At 68.1% G+C, this 17,064-nt stretch carries 18 protein-coding genes; 12 read left to right on the top strand and 6 right to left on the bottom strand.

Translation table 11 applies throughout. The annotated features are described in order from the left end of the window. Positions 1-372: 372 nt before the first annotated feature. The 6 genes from IP91_RS03920 to IP91_RS03895 all read left to right on the top strand — a co-directional run bounded on the left by IP91_RS03920 (position 373) and on the right by IP91_RS03895 (position 7,730). A complete protein-coding gene (locus IP91_RS03920) occupies positions 373-2,184 on the top strand; it encodes a glycoside hydrolase family 28 protein (protein ID WP_199754474.1) in 1,812 nt (603 codons plus the stop codon). 2 nt (positions 2,185-2,186) lie between these two features. Beyond that, entirely contained in the window at positions 2,187-3,767 is a 1,581-nt protein-coding gene (locus tag IP91_RS03915; RefSeq protein ID WP_145647438.1) for a DUF5060 domain-containing protein, read from the top strand. A gap of 18 nt (positions 3,768-3,785) precedes the next feature. Further along, positions 3,786-5,102 (top strand): pectate lyase, encoded by a 1,317-nt coding sequence (gene pelA / locus IP91_RS03910; RefSeq protein WP_145647437.1) that lies wholly within the window; start codon positions 3,786-3,788, stop codon positions 5,100-5,102. Positions 5,103-5,243: 141 nt separating this feature from the next. Continuing rightward, entirely contained in the window at positions 5,244-5,693 is a 450-nt protein-coding gene (locus IP91_RS03905) for a MarR family winged helix-turn-helix transcriptional regulator (RefSeq protein ID WP_145647436.1), read from the top strand. 115 nt (positions 5,694-5,808) lie between these two features. Then, positions 5,809-7,344 carry an MDR family MFS transporter gene (locus tag IP91_RS03900; protein WP_229473841.1) on the top strand — a complete coding sequence of 512 codons (1,536 nt, stop codon included), beginning with the start codon at positions 5,809-5,811 and terminating at the stop codon, positions 7,342-7,344. Between the two features lie 20 nt (positions 7,345-7,364). Further along, a complete protein-coding gene (locus tag IP91_RS03895; protein WP_145647435.1) occupies positions 7,365-7,730 on the top strand; it encodes a GFA family protein in 366 nt (121 codons plus the stop codon). 89 nt (positions 7,731-7,819) lie between these two features. Here the strand turns inward: IP91_RS03895 and IP91_RS03890 are convergent, their stop codons facing one another. Beyond that, positions 7,820-8,068 (bottom strand): DUF3297 family protein, encoded by a 249-nt coding sequence (locus IP91_RS03890; RefSeq protein WP_145647434.1) that lies wholly within the window; start codon positions 8,066-8,068, stop codon positions 7,820-7,822. A gap of 145 nt (positions 8,069-8,213) precedes the next feature. On the opposite strand from IP91_RS03890, the gene IP91_RS03885 reads away from it, so the two are divergent. After that, on the top strand, positions 8,214-8,480 hold the full coding sequence (locus IP91_RS03885; RefSeq protein WP_145647433.1) for a UBP-type zinc finger domain-containing protein: 267 nt from the start codon (positions 8,214-8,216) through the stop codon (positions 8,478-8,480). 18 nt (positions 8,481-8,498) lie between these two features. On the opposite strand, the gene IP91_RS03880 is transcribed toward IP91_RS03885, so the two are convergent. After that, positions 8,499-8,819, bottom strand: coding sequence for a DUF5710 domain-containing protein (locus IP91_RS03880; protein ID WP_145647432.1), 321 nt, complete (start codon positions 8,817-8,819; stop codon positions 8,499-8,501). A 175-nt stretch (positions 8,820-8,994) separates the two neighbouring features. Here IP91_RS03880 and IP91_RS03875 point away from each other — a divergent pair, with 175 nt between their 5' ends. From IP91_RS03875 to IP91_RS03865, 3 genes are all read left to right on the top strand, one after another. Beyond that, complete coding sequence (locus IP91_RS03875; protein ID WP_145647431.1) at positions 8,995-9,990, top strand: OmpA family protein; 996 nt, start codon at positions 8,995-8,997, stop codon at positions 9,988-9,990. Positions 9,991-10,055: 65 nt separating this feature from the next. Then, positions 10,056-11,078 (top strand): MBL fold metallo-hydrolase, encoded by a 1,023-nt coding sequence (locus IP91_RS03870; protein WP_145647430.1) that lies wholly within the window; start codon positions 10,056-10,058, stop codon positions 11,076-11,078. A 27-nt stretch (positions 11,079-11,105) separates the two neighbouring features. Continuing rightward, on the top strand, positions 11,106-12,122 hold the full coding sequence (locus IP91_RS03865; RefSeq protein ID WP_145647429.1) for an AI-2E family transporter: 1,017 nt from the start codon (positions 11,106-11,108) through the stop codon (positions 12,120-12,122). Between the two features lie 154 nt (positions 12,123-12,276). Here the strand turns inward: IP91_RS03865 and IP91_RS03860 are convergent, their stop codons facing one another. Together IP91_RS03860 and IP91_RS03855 are read right to left on the bottom strand one after the other, a co-directional pair. Then, positions 12,277-12,765, bottom strand: a complete 489-nt coding sequence (locus IP91_RS03860; protein ID WP_145647428.1) for a hypothetical protein — start codon at positions 12,763-12,765, stop codon at positions 12,277-12,279. A gap of 94 nt (positions 12,766-12,859) precedes the next feature. Continuing rightward, positions 12,860-13,309 carry an Rrf2 family transcriptional regulator gene (locus IP91_RS03855; protein ID WP_145647427.1) on the bottom strand — a complete coding sequence of 150 codons (450 nt, stop codon included), beginning with the start codon at positions 13,307-13,309 and terminating at the stop codon, positions 12,860-12,862. 106 nt (positions 13,310-13,415) lie between these two features. Here IP91_RS03855 and IP91_RS03850 point away from each other — a divergent pair, with 106 nt between their 5' ends. Further along, positions 13,416-14,330, top strand: a complete 915-nt coding sequence (locus tag IP91_RS03850) for an NAD(P)/FAD-dependent oxidoreductase (RefSeq protein ID WP_145647426.1) — start codon at positions 13,416-13,418, stop codon at positions 14,328-14,330. A gap of 79 nt (positions 14,331-14,409) precedes the next feature. Further along, entirely contained in the window at positions 14,410-15,360 is a 951-nt protein-coding gene (locus IP91_RS03845; RefSeq protein WP_145647425.1) for a 2-hydroxyacid dehydrogenase, read from the top strand. 21 nt (positions 15,361-15,381) lie between these two features. On the opposite strand, the gene IP91_RS03840 is transcribed toward IP91_RS03845, so the two are convergent. Together IP91_RS03840 and IP91_RS03835 are read right to left on the bottom strand one after the other, a co-directional pair. Beyond that, entirely contained in the window at positions 15,382-16,305 is a 924-nt protein-coding gene (locus tag IP91_RS03840; protein ID WP_145647424.1) for a helix-turn-helix domain-containing protein, read from the bottom strand. 212 nt (positions 16,306-16,517) lie between these two features. Next, the gene (locus tag IP91_RS03835) at positions 16,518-16,943 is read right to left on the bottom strand and encodes a universal stress protein (RefSeq protein WP_145647423.1); all 426 of its coding nucleotides are present in this window, start codon (positions 16,941-16,943) and stop codon (positions 16,518-16,520) included. Positions 16,944-17,064: the final 121 nt, after the last annotated feature.

Genomic DNA, 17,064 nt, shown 5'->3' with positions numbered 1-17,064 from the left:
TGCTACGGCCGAGCTCGTGTCACATGCTGGGGTCAGGCGTAGTGACACGGACTCTTCCGTATGCTGAAACATCCTGCTACTGCCCGCATTTCCGCAGGATCGCAACGTCAATGGCGCTGTAAGTGCGCTACTGTCGAGCTCGTGTCACTACGCCTGGAAGGAGTGTGACCTTGCAAGGCCACCGTTCCACAGGCGCAGAGCTGCGCTCCACGAAACCCCTGCGTCACCCCCATGGTGTGACACGGGCTCGGCTGTAACGGGCTTGCCAAATTTCGTAACGGGCTTCCGATTTAATCTAATGCCGGGCGGTGCGGCGACGAGGCACACTGACGCACCGCGCCCGCGCGCATGAAACCGATCACCGAGACCTCCATGAACAACGACTATTCGATCCGCCGCCGCCAACTGCTGAAAGGCGCCGCGGCGCTGGGTGCGGCCGGGGTGTATGGCCTGCCGCTGCAGGCGTTTGCGCAGACGCCCGATCCCTGGGCGCGCGCGCAGCAGATCGTCGACCGCTTCGCCACGCCGCTGGCGTTCCCGAAACGCGATTTCGTCATCACGCAGTTCGGCGCGAAGCCGTGCAAGGTGCACCAGGTGGAAGGCTTCCCGACCATCGAAGCGAAAGGGCAGGTGACGACACCGGTACCGGGTTCGCCGGACAGCCATCCCGCGCTGAAGGCAGCGATCGCAGCGGCCAGCAAGGCGGGCGGCGGCCGCGTGCTGATCCCCAAGGGAGACTGGTACCTGAAAGGCCCGATCACGCTGCTGTCCAACGTGCACGTGCACCTGGCCAAGGGCGCCCACGTGTACTTCAGCGCGAACCCGCGCGACTATGCGCGCGACGGCGACTACGACTGCGGCGCCAACGGCAGGCTGGTGCTGTCGCGCTGGCAGGGCAACGACTGCCTGAACTTCTCGCCGCTCGTCTACGCGCGCGGCCAGAAGAACATCGCGATCACGGGCGACGACTGGACCAGCATCCTCGACGGCCAGGCCGGCGTGCCGTTCGAGGACGGGAGCGGCCCGGGCTGGTGGGGCATGAACCGGAAGGGCGCCAGCAAGGGCGCGCTGCACCAGGGCGTCAACAACCCGGCCAATCCCGCGTCGCTGGCAGCGCTGGCGCCGCAGCTCGATGCGGCCACGCTCAAGCGCATCCAGGGCGGCAGCGCGGACTGGCGCGCCGACGAGAAATTCCTGCCGGCGCTGTCGGAGGCGGGCGTGCCGGCCGAAAAACGCATCTTCGGCCTGGGTCACTTCCTGCGCCCCTGCCTGGTCGAATTCATCGACTGCGAGGACGTGCTGATGGCCGGCTACCTGTCCGTCAACGCGCCGTTCTGGATCCACCATCCCGTCAAGTGCCGCAACGTGCATTTTTCAAAAGTGCGGATGGAGAGCATCGGCCCGAATTCGGACGGCTTCGATCCCGAGTCCTGCGACACGGTGCTGGTGGACGGCTGCTGGTTCAACACGGGCGACGACTGCATCGCCATCAAGGCCGGCAAGAACACGGACATCGGCTACGGTCCCACGCGCAATGTCGTCATCCAGAACTCGGTGATGAACAGCGGCCACGGTGCCGTCACGCTGGGCAGCGAGATGTCCGCCGGGATCGAGCATGTGTATGCGCAGCGCCTCGACGTGCGCAATATGCACTGGGCGACGGACCCGCTGAACACGGCCATCCGCCTGAAGACGAACATGAACCGCGGCGGTTTCCTCCGTTACTTCTACGTGCGCGACATGACCTTGCCGAACGGCGTGAAACTCAAGCCCAGCCTGTACGCGCAGGACACCGGCAGCGCCACGCCGGCGAAGGTGGCGACCGGCGGCGGCGCCGTCATCACCTTCGACTGCAACTACGCCTCCTCGTTCGACGATATCCGCAGCCGCCCGCCGGAGGTCTCCGACATCCACATCTCCAACGTGCGCGCCTCGAACGTGCAGACGAAGGACGGCAGCTTCGCCTGCTACCAGGCCTTCGTGGTGCTGGGCCCCGTGGCGAGGAGCTACAACGGCGGCGAGGGCAAGCCGGTGCTGCCGGTAAAGAACGTGACGATCAGCGACTGCGATTTCGGCACCGCGATCAACGCGCAGGAGCCGTGGTTCGTGCATAACGCCACGGACGTGACACTGACCAACGTGACGATCGGCGGCAAGCGTTACGACGAAATGCTGAAGGGATAAGCATGCGCCGTCTCCTGTTTCTGTGGCTGGCAGCACTGGTGCTGCTCGGCGGCGCGGCGCAGGCCGCGACCGATGAATACGGTGTGGCGACCGGCCAGGTCGAACGCTGGGGAACCTACGAGATCGCCCTCGACGGCCCCCGCGACGGCAACCCGTTCCTGGACGTGGACCTGGCCGCCACCTTCCGCCAGGGCCTGCGCGAGATCGCCGTCGACGGCTTCTACGATGGCGATGGCCGTTACAAGATCCGCTTCATGCCGGACACGGTGGGGCAGTGGGAGTACACCACGCGCAGCAACCGCCCGGCGCTGAATGCGAAGACGGGCCGCTTCACCGTCGTCGCGCCCGCACGGGGCAACCACGGCCCCGTCGCCGTCCACAACACGTTCCACTTCGCCTATGCGGACGGCACGCCGTTCTGGCAGGTGGGCACCACCAGCTACGCCTGGCTCCACCAGTCCGCGCAGTCGCAGGAACAGACGCTGCAGACGCTGGCCGGCGCGCCGTTCAACAAGCTCCGCATGGCGATCTTCCCGAACAACGACGTGCCGCTGCCGGACCAGCGCTTCCCGTTCGTCGGCACGCCGCCGCACAACTGGGACTTCGAGCGCTTCGACCCGGCGTTCTTCCGCAACCTGGACCGGCGCGTGGCCCAGCTGCGTGACAAGGGCATCGAGGCGGACCTGATCCTGTTCCACCCGTATGACAAGGGCAAGTGGGGCTTCGACCGCATGCCCGGCGCGGTGAACGACCGCTACCTGCGCTACGTGATCGCGCGGCTGGCGGCCTACCGCAATGTCTGGTGGTCGATGGCGAACGAGTTCGACCTGATGAAGGAAAAACGCATGGACGAGTGGGACCACTACTTCAAGCTGGTCCAGGCCGGCGATCCCTACGGCCACCTGCGTTCGATCCACCATTCGGTCCGGCTCTACAACTACACGCAGCCGTGGGTGACGCACGCCAGCCTGCAGCAGGGCGCCGCGGTGGAAGATCCGGAGCGCGCCGTGATCTACCGCGACGTATACGAAAAGCCGGTCGTGTTCGACGAGGTGAAGTACGAAGGCAATATCGACCGGCGCTGGGGCCAGCTGACGGCCGAGGAGATGGTGCTGCGCTTCTGGAACGGCGCGATCGCCGGCTCGTATGTCGGCCACAGCGAGATCTTCAAGGATACCGACAGCCGCAGCTGGCTGGGCAAGGGCGGCACCTTGCGCGGCCGGAGCGCGCCGCGCATCGCCTTCTTCCGCAAGATCCTGGAACAGAGCCCGCAGGAGGGCCTGGAGCCGATCGACAAGTGGCAGGAACATCCGTTCGCCGGCCGGCACGCCGAGTACTACCTGGGCTACTTCAACCGCGCCAGGCCGACGGCCTGGCCGTTCGTGCTGTTCAAGACGGGCCTGCAGGACGGCATGCGGTTCCGCGCCGAAGTGATCGACACGTGGAACATGACGGTCACGCCGGTCGACGGCATTTTCACGATCAGGAAGCGCGACGACTACACATTCGCGGACCAGGACGGCCGGGCGATCGCGCTGCCGGGCCGTCCGTACATGGCGGTGCGGATCATCCGCGTACGCTGACAACCAAGGAGGAGACCCATGAAAATCAATCCACGCAAGACGGTGCTGGCACTCGTGCTGGGCCTGTCGCTGGAGCTGGCGCTGGGCGCCGGCCACGCCGAAGTCATCGGCCACATGACGGCCGGCGAGCCGGTGACGGAGGCGCGGCTGGCAGCCGTTCCCGCAGCCGAGCGGGCCGCATGGCGCGAGTACCTGGCGCGCTCGCAGGCGCTGATGGCCGCCGACAAGGCCGCACTGGCCGCCGAGCGCGCCGCCGGCACGCCGCCGGAAACGGCCGGCGCGCACCTGAAGGGCGAAGACGGCATGCCGCTGAAAAAACCGGCCGCCTGGTATGCGACGGCCGAGGCGCGTCACGTGGCCGACAACATCGTCAGCTTCCAGACGCCGGCGGGCGGCTGGGGCAAGAACGTCAACCGCAGCGGGCCGGCACGCCAGCGCGGCGAGCACTACGCGCCGGTCGACGACGATCCTTCGGGTGGCATCATCTCCGGCGCGAAGGGCTGGAGCTACGTGGGCACGATCGACAATGACGCCACCATCACCGAGCTGAAGTTCCTGGCCCGCGTGCAGGCGGCGCTGCCGGGGGCCCAGGCCGACCAGTACCGCGCCACGTTCGCGAAGGGCGTGAACTACCTGCTGGCAGCGCAGTATCCCAACGGCGGCTTCCCGCAGGTGTTCCCCCTGCAGGGCGGCTACCACGATGCCATCACCTTCAACGACAACGCCATCGCGCAGGTCGTGGAACTGCTCGATGACGTGGCGGCGCGCAAGGACGATTACGCATTCGTCCCGAGCGACCTGGCCGGCCGCGCGCTGGCCGCGAAGGAGCGCGCCGTGAAGATGATCCTGGCGACGCAGATCGTCGTCGACGGCGTGCGCACCGGCTGGTGCCAGCAGCACGACGCACTCACGCTGGCCCCCGTCGGCGCGCGCAATTTCGAGCCGGTGGCGATCTCCAGCGGCGAGACGGCGCGGCTGCTGGCGGTGCTGATGAAGCAGCCGTCGTCGCCGCCGATCGTGTCGGCCATCGATGCCGGTGCGGCGTGGCTGAAGAAAGTGGCGGTCTACGACGTCGAATACACGCGGAAAACCGATGCGAAGGACGATGGCGGCAGGCGGCTGGTGGCGCGGCCCGGCGCCGGCCCGCTGTGGTCGCGGCTGTACGACGTGAAGACGATGAAGCCCGTGTTCGGCGACCGCGACAAGTCGATCCACACCGACGTCAACGAGCTCAGTGTCGAACGGCGCAATGGCTACGGCTGGTACGGCAACGGGCCGGCGGCGACCCTGGCGGCGTATGACAAGTGGGCCGCGAAGAAGCGCGCCACGAGCTGATCCTGATACTGCCGGGCCCGTGTCCATGTCGGGGTCTGACCCCGAAACGGACATGAGCCCGAGCCGACACGGGCCCGGGTGCTTGACACCATCCGCGAAAGCCGGCAACATAGATAGCCTACCTATCTATCTGCGTACGCCATGACTCCCCGTAAACCCTCCGTCCGCGCGACCGGCATTGCCGAAGACCTGCGCGGCGCCTTGAAACTGCTGATGCGCGAATTCCGCCGCGATGCGGAGCGGGGCGATGCCGGCCTGTCGCTGATGCAGACGATGCTGCTGGCCACCGTGCTGGAAAACCCCGGCATCGGCGTGGCCGACCTGGCGCGGCTGCAGAACGTGCGCGGCCCCACGATCAGCGGCCAGGTGAAGGCGCTGGAAGCGGCCGGCCTGCTGGAACGCAGCGCGCCCGTGCCGCCGGACCGCCGCCGCACCGGCCTGCAGCTCACGCCCGCCGCGCATGAACACCTGCAGCGCATCCAGAAGGAACGGCTGGACTGGCTGGCGCACCGCGTCGCCCGTCTCGACGCCGCGCAGCTCGACGCGCTGGCCGCCGCCATCGAACCGCTGACCGCCATCGCCAGGCCATGAACATCGCCGCACATCGCGAGCCGGATCAGTCCCGCCATCAGGCGGGCAATGGCAGCTTGAAAGACGCCACCAGCCCGTCCGGCACCGGGCGGCGGATGACACCGAGGATCTCACTATGAACACAGCCCACGACCACAGTCCCGCACCCCACAGTCCCGCACCCGACGCGCCGGTCACCGACCGCGAAATCCGCGCCGTCTACCTGGCCCTGATGGCGGTGCTGGGCCTGGGCGCGCTGGACCAGAGCATCGTCGCCACGGCCTTGCCCCGCATCGTGGGCGACCTGGGCGGCATGGCCCATCTGTCGTGGGTGGTGACGGCCTATGTGCTCACGTCCACCGCCACGATGCCCCTGTACGGCAAGCTGGCCGACCAGTATGGCCGCCGGCCCATGATCTTCGTGGCGCTGATCGCCTTCCTCGTGGGCTCGGTGCTGTGCGGCGTGGCGCAGGACATGCTGCAGCTGATCGTGTTCCGCGCCATCCAGGGCCTGGGCGCGGGCGGCTTCATGCCACTGGCGCAGATCATCATCAGCGACCTGGTGCCGCCGCAGGAACGCGCGAAACGCCAGGGCATGATCGCGATGGTGTTTGCCGTGACGAGCGTGCTGGGCCCCGTGCTGGGCGGCCTGATGACGGACTTCCTGTCCTGGCACTGGATCTTCTTCATCAACCTGCCGATCGGTGCCGTGGCCTTCTACGCCATCGCGCGCTCGCTGCGCAAGCCCGTCATCACGCACGTGCATCGCATCGATTATCTCGGCTCGGTGCTGCTGACGGGGAGCATCACGGCCACGCTGCTGGTCCTGGCGCTCGGCGGCACCGAATGGGCGTGGGACGGCGCGCAGGTGAAGGTGTGCGGCGCGCTGGCGGCGGTGATGGGCGTGTGGCTGGTGGCGCACCTGCGCAGCGCGGCCGAGCCGGTGCTGCCGCCGGAGCTGTTCGCCAGCAAGGTGTTCAACATCGCCAGCATCGTCATGCTGTTCACGTTCATCGGCCTGATGGGCGCCAGCGTGTTCTTCCCGCTGTTCTTCCAGCTCGTGATGGGCAATACGCCGGCGCAGTCCGGGCTGATGACGGTGGCGATGATGGTGGGGATGATCGCCTCGTCCACCGTCAACGGCCGCCTGATGCAGCGTTCGCCGCGCTACAAGACGGCGCAGGTGGCAGGCCTGGCCGTGGCCTGCGTGGCGTTCGGCGTGCTGGCCTGGGCCATCGAGACGGGGCACGGCTACTGGGTGCTGGAGCCGGCCATCTTCGCGCTCGGCATGGGTCTGGGCCTGGTGATGCCCAACATGACGGTGGTGGTGCAGAACGCGCTGCCGGCCGCGCGGCGCGGCGTGGGCACGGCGATGCTGAGCTTCTTCCGCTCGCTCGGCGGGCTGCTGGGCGTGACGGGCTCCGGCGCCATTCTCGCGCACCAGCTGCACCGGCATGGCGTGGACCTGGTGCAGGGCGCGGCGGCCCACGGCGGCGCAGTCGTCGCCACGGCGGCGCAGGCGGCCAGCGTGCCGGTGTACCGCCATGCCATCGCCACCATCTTCGCGGGCGGTACCGTCACGGTGCTGGCCGGCCTGATCGTGTTACTGTTCCTGCCCGAGCTGCCGCTGACGGCGGGCGGCGCGGCAGCACCGGCGCCGCCGGGCGACTGAACTTCGAACGGGAGGTGGACATGCTGAAGGGGAGCTGCTTGTGCGGCGGGGTGGTGTACCACGCCGATGGCAAGGTGCGCGATGCGAGTCACTGCTACTGCACGATGTGCCAGAAGGGGCACGGCGCCGGCGCGGGTTCGTATGTCAACGTGGGCAATGCCGGGCTGACCTACGAACGCGGTGCGGAACTGGTGACGGAGTTTGCTTCGTCCGAGGCCGGACGACGTGGATTCTGCCGCGTGTGCGGCTCGACGCTGTACTGGCGCAGCACGCGCGAGCCGGACAATATCGCCATCGCGCTCGGCACGCTGGAGCCGGAATACGACGGTCCGGTGCAGCGCGAACTGTACACGGACACGAAACCGGCCTGGCTGCCGAAGGCGTAGCGGAACTTCAGTAACGGGACCTCGGCAACGGAACTTCAGGAACCGGACTTCAGTAACGGGACCTCAGTACCGGACTTCAGCCACGCCACTCAGGCATAGAACGCCTCGACCTTGCCCTTCAGCTTGATCAGCATCGGCTGGCCCTTGCGGTCCAGCGTCTTGCCGGCCGGGACCTTGATCCAGCCTTCGCTGATGCAGTATTCGGAGACGTCGGTGCGCTCCTTGTCGTTGAAGCGGATGCCGACGTCGTGTTCGAACACGGCGGGCACGTAGAATTTGCTGCGGGGATCGGTGGACAGGTGATCCGGCAGTTCCGGGCGTTGGGTAGTATCGTTCATGGCGCGCATTATCCTTCAGAATAGTGCCCGCGACAACCGCCGCGGCGATCCGTGCGGCCAGTGCGGCGGGCGGCCGGCTCTCTCCAACGGGGTGTGCGGCAGCCCGCCAGTCGCGGTAAGCTGGGCGCTCACGACGGGAGACGCCATGCCGGACCAATGCGAACACTTCAGCCAGATCCAGATCCGCACGCCGCGCACCGACGGCTGCGAGGAATGCATGCGCACCGGCGACACCTGGGTGCACCTGCGCACCTGCCTGACCTGCGGCCACGTGGGCTGCTGCGACCAGTCGAAGAACAGGCACGCCACGCGGCACTTCCACGCCACGCAGCATCCCATCATCCGTTCCAAGGAACCGGGCGAAACGTGGGGCTGGTGCTACGTCGACCAGCAGTTCTTCGATTCGATCTGACGCGGGCGCGATGGCGCCTTACTCGGTCCAGCGGCTGAAGGGGGCCGGGTTAACGCCTTGCGGCACGTACCACTTCTTCCTGGCCGGGTCCCAGCGCGCACCCAGGCCCTTCGCCTCGTCCTTTTCCGCGAACGGCACCTTCAGGAACAGCTGCGCCTTCGCGGACGGGGCGCCCGGCTTGTCGTTGCTGTACGCGGCACGTTCGGCAGGCGGTGGCAGCGTGGTGGCGGGCGCCGTCGTGTCGACGCGGCTGCCGTCGGCCTGCACCTCGACCCAGCGCCGGCCTTCCGGCGTGTCGATGGCAAGCTTGTAGGGCGGGTCGAAGGGCAGGTCGGTCATGGCGGTGTGAAATGCGGGAGGAAGGGCGGCATTATAGCAACCGGCCGTGGCCGTGTTCATGTCCTGGCGCCCGCCACCAGGACACCAACCCGGCCCCCGGTGGCATTGTAAAACTATTGTCAAAAAAGTATTTCGACCATACACTCGGCGACGTTCAACTCGACCGGGATTCCTCATGCGTGCGCTTCGTCTGTCGGCCTTCGTTCTTGGCGCGGTATTCACTTCGGCGGCCTTCGGCCAGGCACCGCCGAAGGACGTCGTCAACGAGAAGGACCCGCCGCTGCTGTCCCGCTTCGACGGGGCGAAGATGGTGGGGTACGAACAGAAGCAGTACGACGAAGCGACGCTCGTCACCAGCAAGCCCTACTTCAGGAACAACCGGCTGGTCTACGACAGCGCCCTGAAGCTGGAGGGCCGATCCACCCGCATCGCCTACGTGTATGCGAAGGACCGCTCGGCGCTGGAAGTGCTCCGCAACTACCAGGCGGCGCTGGACAAGGCCGGGCTGAAGACGGTGTTTGCCTGCGCGCTGGAGACCTGCGGCGAGCACCTCGACAGCTATTTTCTGAGCACGCACATCGACAGGAACGGCTTTGTCAAAGGCGGCTACCGCAACTCGCTGTATGCGGGCGGCAGCGAGCCGCGCTACCTGGTGGCCAAGGGCACGCGCGCCGACGGTTCTCCGGCCCATGCGGCCATCTACATCGTGCCGCCGAAACGCGATGAATTCGGTGGCGTGTTCCTGCAGATCGTGGAAGGCCAGCCGATGGAAGGCGGCAAGGTCACGGCCTCGCTGGACGCGGGCGACATGGCCAAGCGCATCGCGGCGGACGGCCGGGTGGCGGTCTACGGCGTGTACTTCGATACCGACAAGGCCACCGTGAAGCCCGAGTCGAAAGAAGCGCTGGGCGAGATGGCGAAGCTGCTGCAGCAGGATGCGCAGCTGAAGGTGCACATCGTGGGCCACACGGACAACCAGGGCGCGCTGGCGCACAACCGGCAGCTGTCGCAGCAGCGCGCGGAATCGGTCGTGAAGGCATTGACCACCGAGTACAGGGTCGATGCGAAACGGCTCACGGCACAAGGCGTCGGCCCCTATGCGCCGGTGGCCTCGAACGATGCCGAGGCGGGCCGGGAGAAGAACCGCCGCGTGGAGCTCGTCAAGCAGTAGCCACTGCGCGCCGGCGTGCGGCCGGATCGCCGATAATCGCCCGCACGACCACTCTGGAGCGCGCATTGGAACTGGAATTTCTCGGCACGTCATCGGGCACGCCGACCCGCACGCGCAACGTGGCGGGACTGGCGCTGCGCATGGATGGCAAAGGCAGTGGCTGGGCGCTGGTCGACTGCGGGGAGGGCACGCAGCACCGCATCCTGCGCACCGCGCTGACACTGCACCAGCTGCGCGCCATCTTCATCACGCACCTGCACGGCGACCACTGCTACGGCCTGCCGGGGCTGCTGGCCAGCGCCGGCCTCCTCAACCGGAGCGAGCGGCTGTTCATCGTCGGCCCCCGGCCGCTGGAGCGCTACCTGCAGGGCGTGATGGAGACGACGGAACTGGCGCTGCCGTATCCGCTCACCTTCGTGCCGGTCGAGGAACTCGATGGCACCGACGTGCTGCCGGACTTGACGGTCCGTGCCACCGAGCTGTCGCACCGCATGCGCTCCTTCGCCTACACGTTCACCGAGAAGGAGGTCGAACGCCGGCTCGATGCATCGAAGCTGGCGGCAGCCGGCGTGCCGCGCGGGCCGGCCTGGGGCCTGCTGCAGAAGGGCGAAGACATCACGCTCGATGACGGCCGCACCGTGCGCCCGGCCGAGGTACTGCTGCCGGGGCGCCGTCCCCGCCGGGTCATCGTCGCCGGCGACAACGACCGCCCCGGGCTGCTGGCGGAAGCGGCCATCGATGCGGACGTGCTGGTGCACGAAGCCACGTACACGGAACCGATCCTGGCGAAAGTGGGCCCGGCGCCGCAGCACAGTTCCGCGCAGATGGTGGCCCGCTTCGCCGAAACGGCGGCGCTGCCGAATCTGGTGCTCACGCATTTCAGCCCGCGCTACCAGGACCACCACGGCCCGCTGACGCTGGCGGACGTGGCGGCCGAAGCGCGTGCCGCCTACACGGGCCGGCTGTTCCTGGCGCGCGACCTGGCCCGCTTCGCGCTGGACCGCCAGGGCCGGCTGGAGGAGGTGACGCCGCCACGGGCCGCACCGCCACCCCGGCAGGGCACCGCAGGGGACGCCGCTGAGGCATAATGCGGCACTACCGCCCGCTCCGCTACCATGACGACGAATCGCCAAACCGAATACAGTGTCATTGCCTCCTACCTCCTGATCGGCATCTTCCTGCTGCTGGTATTGAAGAACGGCCTGCTGGGCGCGCTGTTCGCGGGCCTGCTGATGTTCTCGCTGATCCATGTGATCGCGCCGTTCCTGGGACGCCGCTTCAGCGACGTGCGGGCGCGCATCCTGGCCGCCGCTGTCATCGGCAGCATCCTGGTGGCGCTGCTCGGCCTGCTGGCCTGGGGCATGGTGGTGCTGTTCCGCGTGGATGCCAACAGCGTCACGCACCTGTTCGTGCGGCTGGCGGACATCATCGACGCTTCCCGTGACCAGGTACCGCCCTGGATCATCGGGCACCTGCCGGTCGACGCGGACTCGCTGCGCGAAGCGGCCACCAGCTGGCTGCGCGAGCATGCCAGCACGGCGCAGGCGATGGGCGCCGAGGCGGGCAAGACGCTGACGCGGGTGGTGCTGGGCATGATCATCGGCCTGATGGCGTCGCTGCACGATGCGCAGAAGGATGGCGCGCCGCACCGGCCGTTCACCGAGGCCCTGATGCAGCGCGCCCGCGTGCTGGCCAACGCCTTCCGCAGCATCGTCTTCGCGCAGGTGTGGATCTCGGGGATCAACACGGTGATCACGGCGCTGTTCATCTTCGTGGTGCTGCCGCTGGCCGGCGTCAACCTGCCGCTCGGGAAGACCGTGGTGGCGATCACCTTCCTGGCCGGCCTGCTGCCCGTGATCGGCAACCTGATCTCCAACACGGTCGTCGTCGTCGTCGGGCTGTCGCACTCGCTGCATGTGGCGATGGCGGGACTGGCGTTCCTGATCGTCGTCCACAAGCTGGAGTACTTCCTGAACGCCCGCATCATCGGTTCGCACATCAATGCGCGCGCCTGGGAGCTGCTGGCCGCCATGCTGTTTGCCGAAGCCGTGTTCGGGGTGGTGGGCGTGATCGCGGCGCCGGTGTTCTACGCCTACATCAAGGACGAGCTGCGCGCCAGGGAACTGATCTGAGGAGAGCGGCAGGGGCCGCAATGGCCCCTGTGCTGAAGGAGACGACAGCAGCCGCAATGGCCCCGGAGCTGAAGAAAGAACAGTGGCCACAACGGCCCAGGTGCTGAAGAAAGAACAGGAGCCGCAGCGGCCCCCGTGTCGACGACCCCTGCGGTTACTGGCCGCGGCGGATGCGCCGGGCCTCGAACGATTTCTCGAAGAACGTGGTGAGCATCTGTTCGAGCCGTTCGGCCGTCAGCTGCTTGCACGAGATCGTGCCGCCTTCCTTGCCCGAGCCGTCGCGCACGTGTCGGTCGAACGCGCTTTCCCATTCCAGGTGGCAGCTGCTTTCCAGCGCGATGAAGGTGAGCGTGCACGCGTCGCGCCCGGCATGGGCCGCCAGCCGGTTCTTGTCCGGCACGAACGTCAGGCGCACGAAGTCGCTCCAGCCGTCATTGCCTTCCTCGATCTTGCCGTCGTAGTCGTGTTCGTACATCTGCTTGCGCATCGCGGCGAACTGCGGGCGGATGATGTTTTCCAGCGTGCCGCGGTACTGCTCGCGGAAATCGAGGCGGGCCTGGCGCGCGGCCTGCTCCTGCGCAGCCTGCTGGGCAGCGGCAAGATCGGCTTCGTGCTTGATGGCGGCTTTGGTGAAGATGGACATCGTGGGTGTTGGCGACGGAAAGCATCAGTGTACACGGGCGGCGTGCCTTTGTGAGCGCCCGCGCGGCCGGCGTTGCTCCCCGTCGGTGAGCTCGCTAACGTCCGGTGCGCGCATGCTGCGCGGCGCGCAGCTGCGGGCGGATCGAGCCGGCCAGGTCGGCCAGCGTCACGTTGCCGAAGCGTTCCAGCAGCAGGGCCTCGGCATCGCGCAGCGCATCGCCCAGCGCGGCATTCACGGCGCGCTCGACCAGGCAGGCCGCGTGCTCGCTGGTGGTGCCGATCGCGAACACGGGCGGATTGCCCAGTGCGCGGTGGATGTCCAGCAGCGTGATCTCGTCCAGCGGCCGCGCCAGCGACCAGCCCCCGCCATGCCCTTTGCCGGACTGGACGTAGCCGGCCTCGCGCAGTCCCGCCATCGTGCGGCGCACCACCACGGGGTTCGTCTCCAGCATGGCGGCGATCGTTTCGGAGGTGGCGGGGCCGTCATGCGCGTCCAGGTGGACGAGCGCATGCAGCATGCGGGATAGGCGGCTGTCGTGTCTCATCGCATCATCATACCAGCCGGCCGACCGCTTGCGTAACAAACGAAGTTGCGTAAACGGGCCGACCTCGCGTATCCTGTAACTCCGGAAATTACATGAGGAGTGCGACATGTTCGATGTCATCATCGTCGGCGGCGGTTTCGCCGGCCTGTCCGCCGCGCTGCCGCTGGCCCGCGCCCGGCGAAGCGTGCTGCTGGTCGATGCCGGCCAGCCGCGCAACCGCTTTGCCGCCGCCTCCCACAACCTGGTCGGCCACGACGGCCGTGCGCCGGCCGAGATCCGCGCCGATGCGCGCCGCCAGCTCGCTGTCTATCCCACCGTGGCGTTTGCCGATGGCCAGGCCAGCGCCGCGGTCCGCGCCGATGGCGGCTTCCTGGTCGGGATCGGGACGCCCGGCGGCACGCGCCACGAACGGGGCCGCCGCCTCATCCTGGCCACCGGCGTGCGCGACGAACTGCCGGCGATTGCCAGCCTGTGGGAGCGCTGGGGCAGCACGGTCATCCACTGCCCGTACTGCCATGGCTACGAAGTGGCGGGGCGCGCGATCGGCGTCCTCGGCGGCGGCGCGATGGGCGCGCACAAGGCGGCACTGCTGCCGGACTGGGGCCCGACCACCTGGTTCACCGGGGGAGACGAGGAGGGCGACGGCGCGCTGGCCGCGCTGCTGGACGAGCGCGGCGTGCGTATCGAACGCACGCCCGTGGTGGCGCTGCTGGGCGAGGCGCCGGACCTGCAGTCGGCCTGCCTGGCGGACGGCCGCATCGTGCCGCTCGGCGCGCTGCTGGTATCGCCCCGCACGCAGCCGGCCACGCCGCTGGCGGCGCAACTGGGCTGCGCCTTCGACGAAGGGCCGACCGGGCCGCATGTCCGCGTGGATGAACGCCGTCGCACCACGGTACCCGGCGTGTACGCGGCCGGCGACGTCACGCAGCCGATGCACAGCGCCGTACTGGCGGCTGCGGAAGGCGTACTGGCCGGCGTGCATGCCCACCAGTCGCTGGTGTTCCCGGAGGCGGGCGCCTGAAGCGGGGCCATGCAGGCGCGCACGGATCGCCGCCAGGCCCTAGAATGGCGGCTTCGATATCGCCCTGAAAGAGCCGCAGATGAAACCGCAAGTCCTCGTGATGGCCGCCAGCCCTTCCGCCGCCGTGATGGCGCAATTCGACCGGCATTTCGACTGCCATCACGTGTGGCAGCTGCCGGCGGCCGAGCGCGCGGCATGCATTGCGAAGGTGGCGCCGGACGTGCGCGCGCTGGCCACCACCGGCACGATCGGGGTCGACGCGGCGCTGGCCGCGCAGCTGCCGCGACTGGAGATCGTGGCCGTCAACGGCATCGGCGTGGATGCGGTGGACTTCGATGTGCTGCGACCGCGCGGCATCGCGGTGACGAACACCCCGGGCGTGCTGACGGACGACGTGGCCGACCTGGCCGTGGCGCTGCTGCTGGCTGCGGCCCGCCGCATCCCGGCGCTCGACACGTATGTGCGGGAAGGCCAGTGGGCGAAGGGCGTCGCACTGCAGCCGGCGCGCGCCGTGCGCGGCAAGGTGGCCGGCATCTACGGCTTCGGCCGCATCGGCAAGGCGGTGGCCGCGCGCCTGGCCGCATTCGGCATGGCGCTGCGCTACTGGCAGCCGAACGTGGTGGCGGGCACCGACGTGCCGCGCAGCGCGTCGCTGCTGGCGCTGGCGGAGGAGAGCGATTACCTGGTCGTCTGCGCGCCCGGCGGTGCGGCCACGCGCGGGCTCGTCGATGAAACGGTGCTGGCGGCGCTGGGTGCGGAAGGCACGCTGGTGAACGTGGCGCGCGGCACGATCGTCGACGAGCCCGCGCTGATCGCCGCGCTGGCCGATGGCCGGCTGGGGGCGGCCGCGCTGGACGTGTTCGCGGGAGAGCCGGCCGTGCCCGCCGCGCTGGCGGCGCTGCCGAACGTGGTGCTCACGCCGCACGTGGGCAGCTTGACGGTGGAGACGCGCCACGCGATGGGGCAGCTGGTGGTGGACAACCTGCTGGCCCATTTCGCCGGCCAGCCGCTGCTCACGCCGGTGCGCTGATCCCGGCGCGGCCGGCGGCGCTCACTCGACCGTGTCCGGCTGGCCGCTGGCCATGCTCCCGCCCCGTTCCGTGCCGCTCAGCGCCCGGTCGCGGAATTCCTTCGGCGTGACGCCCATCCGCTTGCGGAACAGGCGGCTGAAATAGGCGGGATCGTGGAAGCCGAGCTCCTCGCCCACATTGGCCACCGACGTGGGAATGTGGATCAGCGTGCGGCAGGCCTGCAGCATCAGCCGGTCCTGCGTCATCTCGAAGGCGGACTTGCCGGCGATCTGCTGGCAGGCCCGGTTCAGCCGCGCGCTGGAGGCTTCCAGCACCTCGGCATACTGGCCCACCTGCCACTGCTCGCGGTAGTGCTCCTCGAGCAGCGCGCGGAAGCGGCTGAACAGGTCGAATTCGGCCCTCCCGGCTTCGTCCGCCACGCGGCGCTCCGTTTCCAGCCGCACCAGCAGCAGCAGCACGCTGCGGCCCAGCCACTCGGCCAGCAGCGCGCGGCCGTAGCGCGGTCCGCGCGCCTCGATCACCAGCTGCTCCAGCAGCGCCGTGAGGCGGGCCTGCACTTCCGGATTGTCCTGCAGGCGCAGCACGCGGGCCCGTTCGAACAGGGGCACGAACAGGTCCACCGATTCCACCAGGTTCCAGTTCATCCACAGCGCATAGCCTTTGGCCGTTTCCGAAAACCGCAGGGTGTGGATGGTACCGGGCGGGATCGCCAGGGCGCTGGCCGCCTCGCATTCCCACTGCATGTTGTCGATGTGCGCGCTGACATGGCCATCGAGCATGATCAGCAGCTGGAACAGGCCCCGGTGCATGTGCGGGACGATGTAGCGGTCGTGCAGCAGGCTGCGGGTTTCGATCAGTTCGACGTGCACGAATTCGGCGTTGTCGATGGGCGCGTTGTCGCCATACAGGGCAAAGCGCGGCAGTTCGCGGGACAGTCTTTTCATAACGTGCGGGACGAAAGGATCCAAAAATAGTACAGGCTTTCTCCCGCAAATACTGTTTCGTTAAGGAATTGTTAACGCAAAAGAAGGGGCGGCGTACGGCCCGATGACGGGAATCCGCTATGACACGGGACCTGCCGCTTGCAGTGGCGGTGTGGCCTTTGCACCACGTCGCGATGCCAGGTTCGAGCCGGCAGGCGGCGTTTCCGCCGCTGTCAATCGGTATTGAATACCAGGACAGGTACCCGGCTGTGCGCCAGCACCTTCTGGGTCTGGCTGCCCGCCACCAGTCCGGCCAGGCCGCGCCGGCCATGCGACGCCATGGCGATCAGGTCGCAGCGCCGTTCGATGGCCACCGCCACGATGGCCGATGCGGCGCGGTCCGACTGGCGCAGCAGAAATGCCACGTCCACGCCGCCGCGGCTGGCGGCCGCGACGATCGGCCGGAACACGGGATGACTGGCGGCGCTGGCGTTGCCGGCATCGCCCGGCGCCGGTGCGAACGCCAGTGGATGCTCGCCGGGCAGCACGTGCACGACGGTGGCGCGCGCGCCCCATTCGCCGGCCAGCTTCAGGGCAGCCAGCGCGGCGTTTTCGGAGACGGGCGAACCGTCGATGGGGATCAGGAGGTGGCGGTACATGGTCGTGGTCGGCGTGTCTTGTTCAGTGTGAAATCCCCGCGGGGCAAAAACTTTGATGCAAATCAAAGTATAAAAAAATTGTAAACGACTCGACCATCCGTCCACCGTATTTAAATCTTCA

This window comes from Pseudoduganella lurida (assembly GCF_007830455.1).
Lineage (GTDB): Bacteria > Pseudomonadota > Gammaproteobacteria > Burkholderiales > Burkholderiaceae_D > Rugamonas > Rugamonas lurida.
Note: the sequence above shows the minus strand (reverse complement) of the source record. Positions and strands in the feature narration are given on the sequence as shown.